The organism is Zoogloea oleivorans (assembly GCF_008107625.1).
Taxonomy (GTDB): Bacteria; Pseudomonadota; Gammaproteobacteria; order Burkholderiales; family Rhodocyclaceae; genus Zoogloea; species Zoogloea oleivorans.
The window spans coordinates 211484-228384 of the sequence record NZ_SDKK01000004.1 but is presented as its reverse complement, the minus strand read 5'-3'; the positions used below and the strand labels follow the sequence as shown (position 1 = coordinate 228384).

Genomic DNA, 16901 nt, shown 5'->3' with positions numbered 1-16901 from the left:
TCCTCAGTACCTTTTAGCGCAGTTGCCGGTTAAAGGGCGGAATGGGTGGCTCGGCGCTTGCAGGCGACGCGTCTGGACACGCGTCGCGCCGTCAATCACAAACATGCCCGACTGCCAATGCTGAACCTGAGCGCCCTTTTCTACACCGAAGTCGAATTTGAACCCTGTCTCTTCGACAACCTCAGTCTGCGCGACGACGATCGCAAGGACATCGCTGCTGCCAAGAATGACGTCAGAATGGCATTGCGGGACGGCATTCCCCGCGTCTACGCGGCGGAAGGCCACCCAGGCAAGGTCCCGCAACCACGCTTCTTCACCCAGGGTTCCTGGGCCTACAAGACGCTGAATGCTCCCGCGCAGCGGCCCCAGCAGGCCGACGTCGACGACGGGTGCTATCTGCCGCTAGGCTTCCTGAACCAGACCGACAGCCCCAGCGTCGCGGCGGAAGTATTCTTCGGCGTGGCCGAGAAGGCATTGGCTCACCTGGTGGAGAAGAGAGGCTGGAAGCTCTCCGGGAAACCCACCTGCATCCGGGTGGAGATCAACGAGCTCGCGCACATCGACATTCCCCTGTACGCGATTCCGGATAACGAGTTTGAGACCCTCGTCAAGGCGGAGAACGTCAAGCGCGCAGCCCTCGACGCCCTCAACTTCGCTGAAGCAGCGATGGAAAGCTGGGAAGAACTGCCCAAGACGAAGGTGCTGTTGGCGCACCGCGAGGAAGGCTGGATGCACTCCGACCCCCGCCCGGTGAAGGAGTGGTTCGTCGACCAAGTCGAGACCAAGGGCGAGCAGCTTCGCCGCGTTGTGCGCTACATCAAGGCCTATCGCGATTGGACCTGGAAGTCGGGCGGCCCCAGCTCAATCCTGCTGATGGCGGCGGCGGCACCGCTGTTCGTGAAGCAGGATCGTCGTGATGATCAGGCGCTGGTTGACGTCGTGAAGCAGCTGCCGGCGGCGCTGCGCAAGGGTGTCAGCAACCCCGTCAACCCGAAGGAGTCGCTGACCGACCGCCTGAGGGCATCAAGCACTGACGTGGACATGGTCGAACAGGCGGCGCTGCGGTTCGAGGATTTGGGCCGCCGACTCCAGGCGGCCCTGGACGCCGGCAACGCAGAGCAGGCATGCGCGTGGTTGCAGGGCCTTTTCGGGCCGCGCTTTCCTAACCGTCCCGACCGCGTGAAGGTGGGCACGGTGGCTTCGGCAGTGGCGGCTGCTATCGCCTCCTCCCCAGCGATCGCCGGCCCGTCCGAACTGGTTGGGCGGACACGCGCCGGATGAAATTCGCCAAGATCGCGATTCCGGACCTGACCGCAGCGCTGCACCAGCGCGGCTTTTCGTATATGAGGCGTGATGGGCGCGGCTGGATGAGGTTTGCCGGCGAGCTGCGATTGAAGGCGAAGAACTACCCTTGTGAGCTGGCTGTCTCGCCGGGGCTCGATGAGTTTCCCCGTGTCTGGCTGACGCCGGTTCCGCCGGGACGCCCTGAACTGCAGCCGCACCTCAGCGGGGACGGGTACCTGTGCTATCTGGCGCTGGGCTCAGTCATCTTCGATTTCTTTGATCCGATCCGCCAGACGATGGCTTGCCTTGACCGTGCTGAACAAGTCTTGGAAGACATTCTGGCCGGCAAAATGGTCGAGGATCTGGCGGAGGAGTTTCACATCACATGGGGCCGAGACTGGTGCATGCTGGACGTCGATGAGCGTCGCCCCGGCAGTCTGGACGCCTACACGTTCGGAGGAAAGACGAGCATCGTCACGGACGACAGGGCTCGTACTCACGCAAAGCTGGAAACCATCGGCCTTGACTTGCCCAAGGTCAAGTTGCCTGCGTTTCGCGTGCGCACCAAGGCAAGACCGATGCCGTTGCAGGAAAGCTGGCCGCCCAAGACCATGCAGGCCTTCCTGAAGTGGCAAAACACGCTGGACTCGACGTGCCGGAAGAAGATCGAGCAACGCCTCATGGAGATGTTTCGGGTGAAGGTACCCCGGGTGCTGGTTCTGATTGATTCTCCACAGGTTCAGTACGGTGTCGCGGTGACCCTCAAGCGCGATCCCGCCGGAACGGACAACAAGTCGTCGCTGCGCGAGATACTCTACCGCCTGCCGATCCACCGAATTTTGGTGTGCCGCATCGACGACCGGTACCTTGCTGAGCGCAACCTCCCCGGCTCAAAGACCCTTGCTGGGCTCAAGGTCGGGCTGGTTGGGTGCGGAACCATCGGTGGCTACCTCGCCGAGATGCTTGCGAAGGCAGGCGCGGGCACGATCGGCGGGAAGCTGACGTTGGTGGACATGGGCTCGCTTGAGCCTGGCAACCTTGGACGCCATCGCCTCGGTTTCGACGCCCTGATCAAGAAGAAAGCGGAGGCGATGTGCGATGAGCTCAGGCGTGTGGCGCCGGGGATCGACGCGGCGGCCGTCGTGGGGGATGTCAAGGCTGCGAACATGGGGCCGCTGGATCTGCTGATTGACGCCACCGGGGAGCAGGGCCTGACTGATTGGCTCACGTGGAAGTACGCGGACAAGGTGCCGTTCTTGTCGGCTTGGGTAGAAGGCTCTGGCTTGGCCGTCCGTGCTCTGCTGAAGGCCAAGCCAGAGCACGCCTGTGCTCGCTGCGTGTCACAACCGCCCCTGAGAGACCCGTATCGCGTGTTCGACGTGCCGCCGGAGGTCATCATGAAGGGGCATGGCTGCGAAGGCCTGTACGTTCCCTTCCCTGCTTCAGCGTCCGTGCAGGCGGCTGCTCTCGCAATGGAGATGGTGCAGGCCTGGCTGGATGGCGCCGACTCACCCAGCTTTAGAACGCGCGTGCTTGATCAGTCTCGCGAGGTCCATTTCAAGGATTGCTCGCCCCAAAGGTACGAAGGATGCCCCGCATGCGCCACGTGAGTGACTGGTCGCTGCCCGACGGCAGCGTCCTGCTGAACTTCTCCGACAACGTCCGCGGCGTGTTCGAGAGGAACGTCCAGTCGGGCGATCTCCCGGAGAGCGGCGGCGTGCTGCTGGGGACCGTCCACGAGCGCGGCCTGCTGGTTACTGTGGCCACCACGCCCACGCGTCTGGACCGCCAGCTCCGCTATCTCTTCGAACGGTTGCCGTTCGGGCACCGCGCAGTGGCGAAACGACTCTGGCGCTCCACTGGAGGCACGACACGCTACATCGGCGAGTGGCATACGCACCCGCAAGACATTCCCACACCCTCAGCCATCGACCTGGAAGAGTGGCGAAAACTGGCCAAGGCGCGCGCCGACAAGCGTCCGCTGCTGGCGGTTATCGTGGGTCGACACAGCTTGCATGTGGAGTTGACGCACGGCAACGGTCGCCGGCAACTGCTCAGGCCTTACTGAAGGCTGCCGGATCAACGTCGGCGCTTCATGCTCAAACTAGTGTCCACCGGCCGTGCGGGAGCGGGGAGATGATGCCAAGGTCGACGTCGTATTCTTTGCCCGGGTGGACGGGCTTGATCAGCGTGCCGTACTTGTAGGGGCCTTGAAGCCACGTGGAAATTGACTAGCTGCGCTTGACCTTGAACGAGCCTGTCGGTGCTCGGCTAGGTCGTTCCAACTGGCTTGCAAGAACCCGCGCTGCTGCGCCGTTGAACAGCGAACTGGTGTGACCTACTTCAGCCTCCCCGGACCAGGGTCAACTGGGGTTCGTGCTCAAGGAATGGCGCCAACTTCGTGTTAAGTATGTCACTAGCCGCTTTCTTGCCCAAGGCCAACAGCGTGCGCCGTGCAGCTCCGGTGGCTACGTCCAGGCCGAGATCCTTGGCCTGCTCGTTGGACGGGAGCGCGTCGAGGCGGAAATACCGATCCCCGAGCTTGTGCTGCATCAGCTGGTCCACCAACTGCTGCTGCGATGAGATCGTGACGGAGAAGAGGCGGTTGTCATCCATCCAACCTTGAATGCCCAACTCGCAGCCAGACTCGAAGGACAGGGAGTACATGTTGGTCGTCGTGCCTACACTGAGGATGCGGACGGCGTCACTAGGCACGCTGAAGAAATGTTCGGCCTCGTGAAGCGCCAACAAATCCGGCGCGTTGGCATACAGGCCACCGTCGGCGTAGCGGTGGCCGTCGAGCTCAGCCAGCTCGAAGAACGTCGGGGCTGCTGAGGTCGCCAGGGCCACGTCCACCGCCCGGTACTTCCAGTCGCGAGTCCACTCGGCCTTGTGCCGGGTCTTGAAGACCTGCGGCCGGCCGCTGGTGACATTTACTGCGGGGATGCCGACGGCGTGTTTGGCGTCGTTGAGGGTGGCCTCCTCGGGGATCAGGCTCGTGATCACTTCACGCAGGGCCTGGGAGCGGTAGCGCGGCCGGTTCCAGTGCTTTGCGATGTCCCAGCCTTTGCCGATGCGCGTTGTAGGCTTTTCGCGCGGGGGGAAGATCCTTTCTCCTGACTTCTCGAAGGCTTGCACCACCTTCTGCATTGGGACTTCGAACGCCACGGCCAGCGCGATGATCCCGCCGATCGAGGTGCCATAAGACAGGTCAAACCGTCGGCCGATGGGCTCGCCGACATGATCTTCCATCTCCTGCAGTGCGCGCGCCGTGAACAGGCCTCGATAGCCTCCGCCGGTCAATGCCAACGCCTGAAAGGGCCGATCCTTGGTCCACGACATACTTTCTCTCCCTATCTAGGTTTTGGGGGTTAAGGATACCAATCAGGCGGTTTCCTCGCGAAAAGCGCGGACTGTCTCAAGAAAGGCGCCCAGTAGCGGAGACTGGTCGTCCAGCCGGTAGATGCAGGTCAGGTCGACGACACCGACCCTGGGGCGGAACGTCCCGCAGCGAGCGATAAACGACGCCCGGAAGTTGCAGGGTGGTGGCTGACTCGGGGACCAGGCACACTCCGAAGCCGCTGGCCACCAAGGCCACCCCCGTCACCGCGTCTCCCACCTCCTGGGAGATGTTGGGCGTGAATTTGCATTCGTTGCAGAGCGCCATCACCTTGTCGATGAAGTTCGGTCGCGCGCCAGTCGGAAAAACCACCAGCGGGTGGTGAGCCAGTTCCGAAAAGGGAATCTCCTGGCAGTCGGCGAGAGGATCGCTTTCATTGACCGCCAGCAGTAGCTTCTCAGTCGTCACGAGTTCCGTGCCGAAGTCGGGTTCCGGTGCCAGCATCCGATTGAATCCCACGGTGATGCGGCGTTGTCGCAGGGCTTCGAGCTGTTCGGCCTTGGTCATGGTGTGAAGCACCACCTTCACGCCAGGATACGCGCGCCAACCTCGACGAGTTCACCTACACCACCTCCAACGCCATCAAGGTGGTGGGGGGGGCGCGCACTGGCAAGGCCCTGGCGGTGATCAACCCTGCCGAGCCGCCGCTGATCATGCGCAACACGATCTTCTGCGTCACCGACGAGGCCCCCGACGAAGCCCGCATTACCGCCTCGGTGCTGGAAATGATCAAGGAAGTGCAGAAATACGTGCCCGGCTATCGCCTGGTCAATGGCCCGATCTTCGATGAAACCCCGCGCGGCCACCGGGTTTCGGTCTTCATGGAAGTCGCCGGCCTGGGCGACTACCTGCCGAAGTACGCAGGCAACCTCGACATCATGACCGCTGCGGCCACCCGCACGGCCGAAATGTTCGCCGAGGAGATCCTTGCCGGAAAGATCCAACTCAAAGCCGTGGAGTCCGTCTGATGAACAGCACCCTCAACCTCAAGGGCCGCAAGGTCGTTCTGCATGACATGTGCCTGCGCGACGGCATGCACGCCAAGCGCGAACAGATCAGCGTCGAGCAGATGGTCAAGGTTGGCACCGCGCTTGACGAGGCCGGCATGCCCTACATCCAGGTGACCCACGGCGCCGGCCTGGGCGGCAACTCCCTGCAGCACGGCTTTGCGCTGGCCAGCAACGAGGAATACATCAACGCCGTTGCGTCCAGGATGAAGCAGGCCAAGATTTCGATCCTCCTCGTGCCGGGCCTTGGCACCATGCGCGAGCTGCAGTCGGCCTACGATGCCGGTGGCGCCCGACATTGCGGCGGAGATCGAGAAGGTCAAGTGGGCCGACCTGATCATCTTCAATTTTCCGATCTACTGGTACAGCATGCCGGCGATCATGAAAGGCTGGATCGACCGGGTCTTCATCTCAGGCTTCTGCTATGGCGGCAAGCGTATCTACGACCGGGGCGGACTGGAGGGCAAGTCGGCGATGCTGGCTTTCTCGCTTGGCGGGCAGCCGCACATGTTCGGGCCGGGGGCGATCCACGGTGAACTGGAAGTGATGCTCCAGCCCATCCTGCGCGGCATGCTCGCCTATGTGGGGCTCACTGTCCTTCCTCCCTTTGCGGCCTACCATGTGCCCTATATCAGTCCGGAGGCCCGGGCCGAAGTCCTCGAGGGCTATCGCCGGCATTTGCTGACCCTGGATGCGCGCCCGCCGTTGGTCTTTCCCTCGATGGCAGATTTTGACGAGAACCTTCGCCCCAAGAGCCGCGTCGGCTGAGGGATGAACCATAACGATGGCCCGCTTACGGGGCGAGCCAAAAGGAGAAACGCATGAGCAGACTGATCATTCGCAAAGTGGCGGTGCTGGGCGCCGGCGTGATGGGGGCACAGATCGCCGCCCACTGCGCCAACGCCGGCGTGCCGGTGGTCCTGTTCGACCTGCCGGCCAAGGAGGGCGACCCCAGCGGCATCGCCAGGAAGGCCATCGACGGCCTTAAAAAGCTCGATCCGGCGCCCCTCGCCACCAAGGACAGGGCCCAGTTCATCGACGTGGCCAACTACGGCGATGGCCTCGAACAGCTGCGTGGCTGCGACCTCATCATCGAGGCCATCGCCGAGAAGCTGGAGTGGAAGCTCGACCTCTACGCCAAGGTCGCCCCCTTCATCCGCCCGGACGCCATCTTCGCCTCCAACACCTCAGGGCTCTCCATCGCCGCCCTCGACGCCGGCCTGCCCGAAGCCCTGCGCGACCGCTTCTGCGGCATCCACTTCTTCAACCCGCCGCGCTACATGGCGCTGGTCGAGCTGATCGCCACCGCCCGCACCCAGCCGGCCATGCTCGACGACCTGGAAGCCTGGCTCACCACCCGGCTCGGCAAGAGCATCGTCCGCGCCAAGGACACCCCCAACTTCGTCGCCAACCGTGTAGGCGTGTTCTCGATCCTGGCGGTGATGCACCACACCGCGCGCCTCGGCCTGGGTTTCGACGAAGTCGACGCCCTCACCGGCCCGCTGATCGGCCGCCCCAAGAGCGCCACCTACCGCACCGCCGACGTGGTCGGCCTCGACACCCTGGCCCACGTCGTCGGCACCATGCAGGCTACCCTGCCGGACGACCCCTGGCACGCCCACTTCAAGAACCCCGACTGGCTCGCCGGCCTCATCGCCCAGGGTGCGCTGGGCCAGAAGACCCGCGGCGGCATCTACAAGAAGGACGGCAAGACCATCACCGTGCTGGATCTCGCCACCCAGGCCTACCGCCCCAGCGCCGGTGAAGTCGCCCCCGAGGTGCTGGCGATCCTCAAGAACCGCAACCCGGCCGACAAGTTCGCCCAGCTGCGCGCCAGCCAGCACCCCCAGGCGCAGTTCCTGTGGGCGATCTTCCGCGACGTCTTCCACTACTGCGCGGTGCAGCTCGGCGCCATCGCCGACAACGCCCGTGACGTGGACCTCGCCATGCGCTGGGGCTTCGGCTGGGCGCAGGGCCCCTTCGAGACCTGGCAGGCCGCCGGCTGGCAGGCCACCGCCGAGGCCATCCAGGCCGACATCGACGCCGGCCTGGCGATGAGCGCCGCGCCGTTGCCGGCCTGGGTCTTCGACGGCCGCCAGGGTGTGCATGCTGCCGAGGGTTCGTGGAGCGCCGCGGAATCCACCCTCAAGCCGCGGCGGGACCTGCCGGTGTATGGCCGCCAGCTCTACCCCGAGCAGGTGCTCGGCGAAGCCGCGCCCGATGCCGGCCTCACCCTGTGGGAGAACGAGGGCGTGCGCCTGTGGTGCCTGCCGGCGCGGGACGCCCGCATCGGCATCGTCTCCTTCAAGTCCAAGATGCACGCCATCGGCAACGAGGTGATGGACGGCCTGCTCGAAGCCATCGCCCGCGCCGAGCGCGACCTGGACGGCCTGGTGATCTGGCACGACGCGCCCTTCGCGGTGGGCGCCAACCTGCAGCAGGTCGCCGAGGCCTGCCAGGCCGGCCAGTTCGACCTCCTCGAAAAGACCGTCGCCAAGTTCCAGCAGGTCTCGATGGCCTTGAAGCATTCCGCCGTGCCCACCGTCGCCGCGGTGCAGGGCATGGCACTGGGCGGCGGATGCGAGTTCGTGATGCACGCCAGCCATCGGGTGCTGGCGCTGGAGAGCTATGTCGGCCTCGTCGAGGCGGGTGTCGGGCTGATCCCGGCCGGTGGCGGCTGCAAGGAGTTCGCGCTGCAGGCCGCGGCGCTGGCCGCCCGGGCCGCCGGTGGTGACGTCTTCCCCTTCATCCAGAACAGCTTCCAGACCATCGCCATGGCCAATGTCTCGAAGAGTGCGCTGCAGGCGGTTGAGCTGGGCTTTGCCAAGCCCTCCGACGACATCGTTTTCAACGCCCGCGAGCTGCTGCACGTCGCCCTGCACCGTGCCCGGGCCCTCGCCGAGGCCGGCTGGCAGCCGACCCCGGTGCAGCGCGCGGTGCCGGTGGCCGGCCGTAACGGCATCGCCACATGCGAGATGATGCTGATCAACATGCAGGAAGGCGGCTTCATCTCGGCCTGGGATTACCGCGTCGCCAAGGCTGCCGCCACCGCCCTGTGCGGCGGCGAAGTCGACAGCAACGCCCGGGTGCCCGAGCAGTGGCTCCTGGACGTGGAGCGGGCGCTCTTCGTCGACCTGCTGAAGACCGAAAAGACCCAGCAACGCATCTTGCACATGCTGGAAACCGGCAAGCCGCTGCGCAACTGATTTGAGGCAGTGAGGAGGAAGGAGTTAGGAGATAGGAGGCCTTGTTTGGGTCTTGTGCACTTGCGATCGTCAGCGCAGGCGCGTTGTGGCCGATCTCCTCACTCTTCACCTCTTACTCCTTACTGAACCAGGAGAACTCCATGAAACAGATCCAGGACGCCTACATCGTCGCCGCCACCCGCACCCCGGTCGCCAAGCGCAACGGCATGTTCAAGAGCGTGCGCCCCGACGACATGCTGGCCCACGTGCTGAAGGCCGTCGTCGCCAAGGTGCCGGGCCTCGACGCCAGCGAGATCGGCGACGTGATCGTCGGCTGCGCGATGCCCGAGGCCGAGCAGGGCATGAACGTGGCGCGCATCGGCCTGCTGCTGGCCGGGTTGCCCAACACGGTGCCGGGCATCACCATCAACCGCTTCTGCTCGTCGGGCCTGCAGGCGGTGGCCGATGCCGCGGCGCGCATCCGCCTGGGCGAGGCCGATGTGATGATCGCCGCCGGCACCGAGAGCATGAGCGTGATGCCGCAGATCATGGGCAACAAGATCTCGCTGAACCCGGCCATCTTCGCCCACGACGAGAACCTCGCCATCGCCTACGGCATGGGCCTCACCGCCGAGAAGGTGGCCCAGCAATGGAAAGTCAGCCGCGAGGACCAGGACGCCTTCGCGGCCGAGTCCAACCGGCGCGCAGTGGCCGCGATTGCCGCCGGTGCCTTCAAGGACGAGATCACGCCCTACCTGGTGAGCAGCTATAAGCCGGGCGAGGGCGGCGCGGTGCGCGTGACGGAGCGCCTGTGCGACACCGACGAAGGCCCGCGGGCCGATGCCTCGCCGGCGACCCTCGGCAAGTTGAAGCCGGTGTTCGCCGCCCGCGGTTCGGTGACGGCCGGCAACAGCTCCCAGATGTCGGACGGTGCCGGCGCGGTGCTGCTGATGTCGGAGGCGGCGGTGAAGCGCTACGGCGTGACGCCGATCGCCCGCTTCCGCAGCTACGCGGTGGCCGGCGTGCCGCCGGAGATCATGGGCATCGGCCCGGTCGAGGCGATCCCGCGGGCCCTCAAGGCGGCGGGCATAGGGCAGGGCGAGCTCGACTGGATCGAGCTCAACGAGGCCTTCGCCGCCCAGGCGCTGGCGGTGGCGCGGCAGCTCGATCTTGACCCGGCCAAGGTGAACCCCCAGGGCGGCGCCATCGCGCTGGGCCACCCGCTGGGCGCCACCGGCGCGATCCGCGCGGCCACGCTGATGAGCGCGATGCAGCGGGGGCAGGCGCGGGTCGGGATGATCTCGATGTGCATCGGCACCGGGATGGGGGCGGCGGGGGTGTTCGAGAGGGTGTGACGGCTCTGCGCAACTTGGTGGCTGGGTAGGCCTCGATGACGCAACCTGCTTTCGACTATATTGTCCAGCTGGTCGCCCAGTTTGCGAGCCTGCAGCTGCTCAGTTTTCGACGCATCCCGACCAGCACGCAGAGCGCAAAAAGGGCCTTCAGCCCCAGCCGGGCAATGGCCCGCATCAACCAGAGCAGGTTGTACCCGGCGGCACACAGCACCGGGTTCAGCACATCCCCTTCCGATCCTTTCAGCCAGTTCCGCCATAGTCCGCGGTCGTCCTTCAGATGCCCGATCACCGGCTCGACTGCATGACGCCGTCTAAGCAGGCGGCGGGCCTTGGCGCTCAGGCTCTTGATCCGGCCGCGGTGGATGATCTCGACCCCCGGCACTTCGACACCCCGATAGCCCAGATCGACGATGGTGGTGTGGGGCTTCGGGGCGTCTTTGACGTCCTGCATCAGGATCGTCGCCTGCTCGATCTGCTCGGCGAGGGTGTGGCCGTCGTAGGGATTGCCGGGAAAGGCCCGGGCGCCGACGATCAGGTTGCCTTTCTCGGTGGTGGCAATGCCGGATGCCCCATCGCTGGAAGCGGGCTGACGCAGCTAAGCCCTGAAGAGCATGGGCAAGATGGGTTGGCCGGGTGCTTACGCTGCAACTCGCCACTGATCTAGCTCTCGGGCCTCAAGTGTATTTTTCAGGCATAATTCTACTCCGCCTCAAGGGCTTAGCGGACGCAGCGATATCTGTCCAAGGGAGGGAGAGTGTCCAAGGTTTGCATAGAGCGCATCACGAAAATTGTCAGCTTCATACGCCAGCGCGGTTCGGCTTCAATGTCGTTCCTTAAGGAGGAACTGGAAGTTTCAGAGGCAACGCTCAAGCGGGACTTTGACTTTCTTCGAGACCGTGTTGGATGCCCGCTCGAATGGGATAGGACTAAACGCGGATGGGTCATTCGGGACGATCTGGCTGAAGGAGGTAGATTTGAACTACCGGGAGTTTGGTTCGACTCATCAGAAGTCATCGCACTTTTAACTATGTTGCACCTTGTCGAAGGTGTTCAGCCTGGTCTGCTCAAGGAGCATGTCGCTCCTCTGAAATCGCGGCTTCGCAGCATGCTGGCAGAAGGCACCATTTCAGAACACTCTATCGAGCACAAACTTCGTCTAATTCATTTCGCACCGCGTAAGGTCGAGTCAAAGCACTTCCAGCAAATAGCTAGCGGACTGGTGGAAGGCAAGCGCCTGTACATAGAGTATTGGAATCGGGACCGCAAGGAGAGCACAAGAAGAGTCATTTCTCCGCAGCAACTGGTGCACTATCGAGAGAACTGGATCCTCGACGCTTGGTGCCACAGTAAGAACGCACTCCGCTCGTTTGCGCTCGATGCAATTCAGTCCATTCGAGTACTCGACGAACTTGCCATTGAGGTTAGTCCCAAGGAGATGCAAGAGCACTTTCGCAGCGGCTATGGGATCTTCGCCGGAGCAGCCGCGCACCGAGCACTCTTGAAATTCACTTCGGATCGCGCCCAATGGGTTGGTAAGGAGACCTGGCACCATGACCAGACGAGCTCCTACCTAGAAGATGGCAGCTATATGCTAGAGGTACCCTACTCAAATGATCAGGAACTGATCATGGACCTCCTGCGCCACAGCCCGGAAGTAGAGGTGCTTGGTCCCCCCGAATTGCGACGCAAATTACACGTCTTGCTGTGCGCCGCAGCAACAAGAAATTCGCTACTCGAAAGTTACTAGGTCACTAATTGAGCTACTACCGGCGTAATAATGCCCTTCATGTTCGGGATAGATTTGGACAAGGAGGAATCAATGAGGGTCAATCTCGCCCATCTTCGTGAGCATGCCCGTAGCGGCGGTTGGATTAATTTTGCTGTCTTCGAGGCGCGGTCCTCATCCGGCGCACGCGATGACAACGCCCAGCTTCTCGCAGAACTGACTGCCAAAGCCAGGCGTGCCAATCTACGAGTCGATCAGTCGGCCCTGGCTTTTATGTCCGGTGGCCGAGTTCAGTTCTTTGGTAGTCCGCCGCTGGTGGAATACCTATCTGAAAGTGGGCTTCCTGTTTGGACCCACACCATCGAGGCCTAATGCAAAAGATGGATTCAGAACAAGCGCGCTTTCAGGTACTGGCGCTTTCCGGAGGGGGCTATCGTGGGCTCTACACGGCCAAGATCCTGGCTGATCTTGAAGAGGATATCGGTGGCCCCATCGCCCGGCGGTTCGACTTGATCGCTGGCACGTCCATTGGCGGAATCCTGGCCCTGGCGGTCGCTATGGAGATTCCCGCCGAGCAGATGGTCAAACTCTTCGAGCAACATGGGCAGGAGATCTTCAGACGCCGCTTCTCACTGTGGGGGATCGTGCGCGCCCCATACTCCCCGGAGCCCCTGAAGCGACTACTGAGCGCAACGGAACTTTTCGGCGAGAAGACGCTGGGCGCCTGCAAGCATCCGGTCATTGTGCCCGCGATCAACTATTCGGCGGGACAGCCGCAACTGTTCAAGACGCCCCATCACGCGTCGTTCAAGCGCGACCATCAGTTCCGCTTGGTGGATGTTGCCCTAGCGACGAGTGCGGCCCCCGCATATTTTCCCAGGCACACTTTCAACAACAACCAGTACGTGGATGGCGGCCTTTACGCCAATGCACCCGGGCTGCTGGCTCTTCACGAGGCCCAGACCTTTCTCGGGCAACAGCCCGAGTCCGTGCACATGATGTCAATTGGCACAATGTCCTCGAAGTTTACGGCGGACCCTTGCCGCAACCGCAATGGAGGAACCTACGACTGGGGTGGCATCCATCCCGCCAATATGCCAAAGCGGCTGTTTGGGCTGTCGATCTCGGTCCAGGAGTCGCTCTGTGACTTCATGCTCCAGCATCGTCTGGGAGCTCGCTACGTGCCATTGGATGATGTGCTGACCGACGAGCGGGCCGGGGCTGTTGCGCTGGACAAGACCAATGGGCCCGCGCGCGAAGTGCTGATCGGCGCAGCCTCCGAGAAATCAAAGATTTGCCTGGGCCGCGAGGACTGTCAGGCGTTTCTCCACCACCACTGCGCTCCCCCGAAGTTCTACTACGGCCCTAACGCCGCCCGAGAAACCCAATGCTAAAGTTCCCCAAGCTATTCTTCCAAAGCGGCGTGGATGCGGATGCGTTCGAGAGTCGTATTCGTCCTGACATGGAGCAGCGCCGCTATCTGCGGTCGTGTGTCAAAAAGATCGAGAGCCACCTCAAGCCGCGCATCAGCCTGGCCACCAAAACCGTCCTTGGTATGGACCGCAGCGTGACGCCGCGTTTCCGGACGCAAGGCTCATGGTCCTACGACACATGCGTCGTGCCGGCCATGATGCCACCCCAGGAAATGGACTGGGACTATGGGGTCTATCTGCCGGTCACAGTGTGGGAGGAGAACGGGCCGCCCCATGACATGGCCAAGGCCTACTTCGTCTTGGTCGAGCAACTCTTAGAAGAGCTCTGCGACAAGGAGGAGTGGGAACTGCTTCCCGGCAAGGCCACTTGCATTCGCATCCAGGTGGCCCCTTGGGCGCACATTGATGTCCCGTTGTATGCGGCACCTATGGAGGAGTTCGAGAAGATCACCGAATCGGTGGCCTTGGCCAAAGCCCATGCCTCGTACGACTCCGCCAGCGTGGAAAGCATCGATTTCGCGGAGGCCATTGAGACCCGACAACAGTGGGAAGACTTGGACAGCGTGGTCATGGCTACGCGCAAGGGTGAATGGAAGCCGTCGGACCCCGAGGTCGTCGCTAACTGGTTTATGGACCGATTCGAGGAACACGGCCCGCAACTGCGCCGGGTCTGCCGCTGCCTGAAGGCTTGGCGTGACTACCAGTGGCAGCAGGGCGGCCCCACCTCGGTATCGATCATGATCGCAGTGGCGCAGGGGTTCGAACCACGCGCTGGCCGCGACGATCGTGCGCTGGAGGATGCCGCCCGGCGCCTAAGCCGCGCCTTCCTAGGTGAAATCCGCGAGCCGGGAATCGATGACGGCGTGGAGGATTTCAACCGACTCCAGGAAGCCGACCGTGAGGCGGCCGCCCAGCTCTTCGGTCGCTTGGCCGCGCAATTGTTCCAGGCGCGCGAGTCGGCACTGCACGAGAAGGAGGTAGTGGTTGCCCGATTGCGTCAGCAGTTCGGTGAGCGTCTGCCGATGGACAGTACGCGTGTGGAGTTCGACAGCGATTCGGACACCATCCGCAACACACCCGCATCGCGCGTGGTGGCGCCGGTAATCCCTTCCACCAAGGCCGGCTGAAGGCACGATCACGTGACGGCGTTGGGTGAATCGCTGAGGCTGCTGCGAAGCCGTGGATTTCATCCTGTGGCCGCGCGGACGCCTCGTCGCGTCTTTATGGGCTCGCTGCCGTGCACCAAAGGGCCGGTGCCCGTCAAACTAACCATCGAGGACTGGAATTTCCTGGAATATCCTCGGATCTCGTTGGCTGAGCGCCCGGCCTTTCTCCCCGCACTTATGCCTCACGTCGATGTCCTCGGCCATCTGTGCTACTTCGCGCCGGGCGCCGTGACCTTGGATAGCTACGATCCCGCCATAGCGTTGGCGCAATGTCTGGACCAAGCTACTGTCATGCTGGACCGGATCGCCGCCGATCCGGAGTACCGCATCGACGACATCCAGAGCGAGTTCCCGGCTCATTGGGAGTACGGGCAGTTGTCCTTGCCGTGGACCGTTTTCCTGGGCGACATCCAACCGCAGGCAACGACCGCCAAGTATTTCATCATGAGGCAGGGGGAACGAAAGCATGCCCTCGTATCCTGCGATCCGGACGAAGCGCATCGGCTGGCTCGGACACTGGGGGCCGCCGTGACGGCATCACGATATCGATGCTGGTTGCTCCAGACCACTGTCCCTCCGCGCGTACCGGCGCAGATGCCCCGGACAGTGAAGGAGCTCTTCGCTTGGGTCCGGAGCTGGGACTGTACCCTGTATGCGGGGATCCAGAAAGCGCTCGGCGAGAAGGATTACCTGCAGCAAACCTATGCCGCCTTTGCGGTGAAAACTCTGGTGGGGTGGCTCGGTTTTGGCTTCGACTTGGATCAGCTCAAACGGCTGGGATACGCCAACAGCCCCAAGCGCTACCGGAATTACCTGCACAACGCCGGTGGCGCCCAGCACCTGTTCCGCATGGCGCTTCGCGAGGTGGGCAGTCGCTTCGTGCACAACAGGAACCTCAGCTACAAGGACCTCTACAACCAGCGGGTAACCGTGGTGGGATGCGGCGCAATCGGCTCGTTCGTTGCAGCCGCGCTGGTGCGATTGGGCGCCGGCACGGGCAAGCTCGGACGACTCAAACTTATTGATCCCGATGACCTTGGGCCGGAGAACCTGGGACGTCATGTTCTGGGCTACCCCGCATTGATGCAAACCAAGGCCGGAGCCTTGACGGACGAACTACTTCGCCAGTTTCCCCACTCGGCCATCGAAGCCCATGCCTGCAGCGCGTTTGATCATTCGCAACTGTTCGCGGCTGAACTGATCGTCGATGCGACGGGCGAGGAGTCGGTGAGCGAGTACCTCAATAGACTACGGCTACAGCGCGGGACCCCAACACCCCTGCTGCACGTCTGGATTCGTGGCAATGGGGAGTCTGTGCAAGCCTTGTGGGCAGATTCAGAAGGCGGGGCCTGCTACCGCTGTCTCCTCGTTCCCAACGCACGCGTCCATCGCCAGGAACGGTTTCCTTTGCTCAAGACGGAGCCCTTGCGGCGCACGGATGGATGCCGCGCGTACACGCCTTATGCGGTGTCGGCCCCGATGCACGCGGCGGCCCTTGCCAGCGATATGGTTTGCGCCTGGCTTCAAGGGGATCCATCCCCGCGCTTTCGCACGCGCAGCCAAGAAAACGCGGATGTATACAAGGTGAAGAGCCAAAACCTGACCCGGATGGCTGGATGTCCAGCATGCGCTCGGCCCTAGTCTGGCATGGCCTGCACCTTACCGCTGGGCTGGTCCTCGTCGAGGCCGAGCCCTTGGCGTTGATGGACAAGCACTGGCAGGACAGCACCGGCAAGCCTGAATCCGGTGGCATCCTGCTGGGGTACCGGCGCGGTGCCCATTTGCACGTGACCATGGCTACAGCACCGCAGGCCGGTGATCGCGGCTGGCGCTACCTGTTCAAGCGTTCCGCACGCCATCACCAGGAGATCGCCCTTCACCAGTGGAACGCCAGTGACAGGAAGATGGACTATTTGGGCGAATGGCATACACATCCGGAGCACCATCCCAGCCCATCTGCGACCGATCTCAACGAGTGGCACAAGATCTGTCGTCAGCGGCAAACGCCCATGGCGTTCTTGATCGTGGGGTGGAGCGGCGAATTGTGGCTGGGTCTGTCGGGAGGAGTGGAGATCGAACGGTGCATACTAGTCAGCGCCTAGTATCCACGGGGCCGCCTATTCATGCCGTCGAGGTGATAAGAGGCGTGAGAGGGCGGAGCCCGGCCACATTATGGTGGTAAAACCCTACAAAAACTGTGGAGCTTGACAGGTTTCCGGTCGGCGTGATCGGTGGTTCAACGCCACTCTCCTCAGCATTCCAGACGTTGCAATGAGTCTTCAGGTCGAAGCCCTTTTCACTGCATCCCTTGGGCTGCAAGCGCTGTGGCAGGTCATCAAGGTCGA

15 protein-coding genes and 3 pseudogenes are annotated in these 16901 nt (G+C 62.9%); 14 read left to right on the top strand and 4 right to left on the bottom strand.

Going from position 1 to position 16901, the window contains the following annotated elements; translation table 11 throughout:
* Nucleotides 1-117 precede the first annotated feature (117 nt).
* The 3 genes from ETQ85_RS05835 to ETQ85_RS05825 are packed head-to-tail and all read left to right on the top strand — an operon-like array spanning nucleotide 118 to nucleotide 3352.
* Nucleotides 118-1281: a CBASS cGAMP synthase gene (locus ETQ85_RS05835; protein WP_148578111.1), complete on the top strand. Its 1164-nt coding sequence runs from the start codon at nucleotides 118-120 to the stop codon at nucleotides 1279-1281.
* Nucleotides 1278-2894, top strand: coding sequence for a ThiF family adenylyltransferase (locus tag ETQ85_RS05830; RefSeq protein WP_148578110.1), 1617 nt, complete (start codon nucleotides 1278-1280; stop codon nucleotides 2892-2894). Before ETQ85_RS05835 ends, ETQ85_RS05830 begins: the two co-directional genes overlap by 4 nt.
* Complete coding sequence (locus ETQ85_RS05825; RefSeq protein WP_148578109.1) at nucleotides 2882-3352, top strand: Mov34/MPN/PAD-1 family protein; 471 nt, start codon at nucleotides 2882-2884, stop codon at nucleotides 3350-3352. Before ETQ85_RS05830 ends, ETQ85_RS05825 begins: the two co-directional genes overlap by 13 nt.
* A gap of 31 nt (nucleotides 3353-3383) precedes the next feature.
* Here the strand turns inward: ETQ85_RS05825 and ETQ85_RS27430 are convergent, their stop codons facing one another.
* The 3 genes from ETQ85_RS27430 to ETQ85_RS05815 all read right to left on the bottom strand — a co-directional run bounded on the left by ETQ85_RS27430 (nucleotide 3384) and on the right by ETQ85_RS05815 (nucleotide 5191).
* Complete coding sequence (locus ETQ85_RS27430) at nucleotides 3384-3512, bottom strand: cyclic GMP-AMP synthase DncV-like nucleotidyltransferase (RefSeq protein ID WP_425473120.1); 129 nt, start codon at nucleotides 3510-3512, stop codon at nucleotides 3384-3386.
* Nucleotides 3513-3627: 115 nt separating this feature from the next.
* On the bottom strand, nucleotides 3628-4626 hold the full coding sequence (locus tag ETQ85_RS05820) for a CBASS cGAMP-activated phospholipase (RefSeq protein WP_148578108.1): 999 nt from the start codon (nucleotides 4624-4626) through the stop codon (nucleotides 3628-3630).
* Nucleotides 4627-4702: 76 nt separating this feature from the next.
* Nucleotides 4703-5191, bottom strand: a complete 489-nt coding sequence (locus ETQ85_RS05815; protein WP_246128626.1) for a LysR substrate-binding domain-containing protein — start codon at nucleotides 5189-5191, stop codon at nucleotides 4703-4705.
* Between the two features lie 29 nt (nucleotides 5192-5220).
* Between ETQ85_RS05815 and ETQ85_RS05810 the strand changes: the two are divergent.
* The 5 genes and pseudogenes from ETQ85_RS05810 to ETQ85_RS05790 form a co-directional block, all read left to right on the top strand.
* A pseudogene (locus ETQ85_RS05810) lies at nucleotides 5221-5652 on the top strand (acetaldehyde dehydrogenase (acetylating)); the annotation flags it as partial.
* A pseudogene (locus tag ETQ85_RS27355) lies at nucleotides 5652-5921 on the top strand (4-hydroxy-2-oxovalerate aldolase); the annotation flags it as partial. The pseudogenes ETQ85_RS05810 and ETQ85_RS27355, both read left to right, overlap by 1 nt.
* Nucleotides 5922-5970: 49 nt before the next feature.
* Nucleotides 5971-6459: an NAD(P)H-dependent oxidoreductase gene (locus ETQ85_RS05800; RefSeq protein ID WP_148578107.1), complete on the top strand. Its 489-nt coding sequence runs from the start codon at nucleotides 5971-5973 to the stop codon at nucleotides 6457-6459.
* A 53-nt stretch (nucleotides 6460-6512) separates the two neighbouring features.
* Nucleotides 6513-8897: a 3-hydroxyacyl-CoA dehydrogenase/enoyl-CoA hydratase family protein gene (locus ETQ85_RS05795; protein WP_148578106.1), complete on the top strand. Its 2385-nt coding sequence runs from the start codon at nucleotides 6513-6515 to the stop codon at nucleotides 8895-8897.
* A gap of 140 nt (nucleotides 8898-9037) precedes the next feature.
* Complete coding sequence (locus ETQ85_RS05790) at nucleotides 9038-10231, top strand: acetyl-CoA C-acyltransferase (protein ID WP_148578105.1); 1194 nt, start codon at nucleotides 9038-9040, stop codon at nucleotides 10229-10231.
* Between the two features lie 154 nt (nucleotides 10232-10385).
* Here the strand turns inward: ETQ85_RS05790 and ETQ85_RS05785 are convergent.
* A pseudogene (locus ETQ85_RS05785) lies at nucleotides 10386-10793 on the bottom strand (IS5/IS1182 family transposase); the annotation flags it as partial.
* A 192-nt stretch (nucleotides 10794-10985) separates the two neighbouring features.
* Here ETQ85_RS05785 and ETQ85_RS05780 point away from each other — a divergent pair.
* From ETQ85_RS05780 to ETQ85_RS05755, 6 genes are read left to right on the top strand one after another with little or no spacing between them, the layout of a single operon-like run.
* Nucleotides 10986-11978: a helix-turn-helix transcriptional regulator gene (locus tag ETQ85_RS05780; protein WP_222862074.1), complete on the top strand. Its 993-nt coding sequence runs from the start codon at nucleotides 10986-10988 to the stop codon at nucleotides 11976-11978.
* Between the two features lie 30 nt (nucleotides 11979-12008).
* Nucleotides 12009-12329, top strand: coding sequence for a hypothetical protein (locus ETQ85_RS05775; RefSeq protein WP_222862073.1), 321 nt, complete (start codon nucleotides 12009-12011; stop codon nucleotides 12327-12329).
* Nucleotides 12329-13351 (top strand): CBASS cGAMP-activated phospholipase, encoded by a 1023-nt coding sequence (locus ETQ85_RS05770; RefSeq protein WP_222862072.1) that lies wholly within the window; start codon nucleotides 12329-12331, stop codon nucleotides 13349-13351. Before ETQ85_RS05775 ends, ETQ85_RS05770 begins: the two co-directional genes overlap by 1 nt.
* Nucleotides 13345-14517, top strand: a complete 1173-nt coding sequence (locus ETQ85_RS05765) for a CBASS cGAMP synthase (protein ID WP_148578103.1) — start codon at nucleotides 13345-13347, stop codon at nucleotides 14515-14517. The genes ETQ85_RS05770 and ETQ85_RS05765 overlap by 7 nt, the downstream gene beginning before the upstream one ends.
* A gap of 21 nt (nucleotides 14518-14538) precedes the next feature.
* Nucleotides 14539-16197, top strand: coding sequence for a ThiF family adenylyltransferase (locus ETQ85_RS05760; RefSeq protein WP_222862071.1), 1659 nt, complete (start codon nucleotides 14539-14541; stop codon nucleotides 16195-16197).
* Nucleotides 16173-16658 carry a Mov34/MPN/PAD-1 family protein gene (locus ETQ85_RS05755; RefSeq protein ID WP_222862070.1) on the top strand — a complete coding sequence of 162 codons (486 nt, stop codon included), beginning with the start codon at nucleotides 16173-16175 and terminating at the stop codon, nucleotides 16656-16658. Before ETQ85_RS05760 ends, ETQ85_RS05755 begins: the two co-directional genes overlap by 25 nt.
* Nucleotides 16659-16901 lie beyond the last annotated feature (243 nt).

Coding starts and splice junctions, on each gene's coding strand:
- ETQ85_RS05835 (WP_148578111.1), top strand. CDS start 118: ATGCTGAACCTGAGCGCCCTTTTCTACACCGAAGTCGAATTTGAACCC.
- ETQ85_RS05830 (WP_148578110.1), top strand. CDS start 1,278: ATGAAATTCGCCAAGATCGCGATTCCGGACCTGACCGCAGCGCTGCAC.
- ETQ85_RS05825 (WP_148578109.1), top strand. CDS start 2,882: ATGCGCCACGTGAGTGACTGGTCGCTGCCCGACGGCAGCGTCCTGCTG.
- ETQ85_RS05820 (WP_148578108.1), bottom strand. CDS start 4,626: ATGTCGTGGACCAAGGATCGGCCCTTTCAGGCGTTGGCATTGACCGGC.
- ETQ85_RS05815 (WP_246128626.1), bottom strand. CDS start 5,191: ATGACCAAGGCCGAACAGCTCGAAGCCCTGCGACAACGCCGCATCACC.
- ETQ85_RS05800 (WP_148578107.1), top strand. CDS start 5,971: ATGCCGGTGGCGCCCGACATTGCGGCGGAGATCGAGAAGGTCAAGTGG.
- ETQ85_RS05795 (WP_148578106.1), top strand. CDS start 6,513: ATGAGCAGACTGATCATTCGCAAAGTGGCGGTGCTGGGCGCCGGCGTG.
- ETQ85_RS05790 (WP_148578105.1), top strand. CDS start 9,038: ATGAAACAGATCCAGGACGCCTACATCGTCGCCGCCACCCGCACCCCG.
- ETQ85_RS05775 (WP_222862073.1), top strand. CDS start 12,009: ATGCCCTTCATGTTCGGGATAGATTTGGACAAGGAGGAATCAATGAGG.
- ETQ85_RS05770 (WP_222862072.1), top strand. CDS start 12,329: ATGCAAAAGATGGATTCAGAACAAGCGCGCTTTCAGGTACTGGCGCTT.
- ETQ85_RS05765 (WP_148578103.1), top strand. CDS start 13,345: ATGCTAAAGTTCCCCAAGCTATTCTTCCAAAGCGGCGTGGATGCGGAT.
- ETQ85_RS05755 (WP_222862070.1), top strand. CDS start 16,173: ATGTCCAGCATGCGCTCGGCCCTAGTCTGGCATGGCCTGCACCTTACC.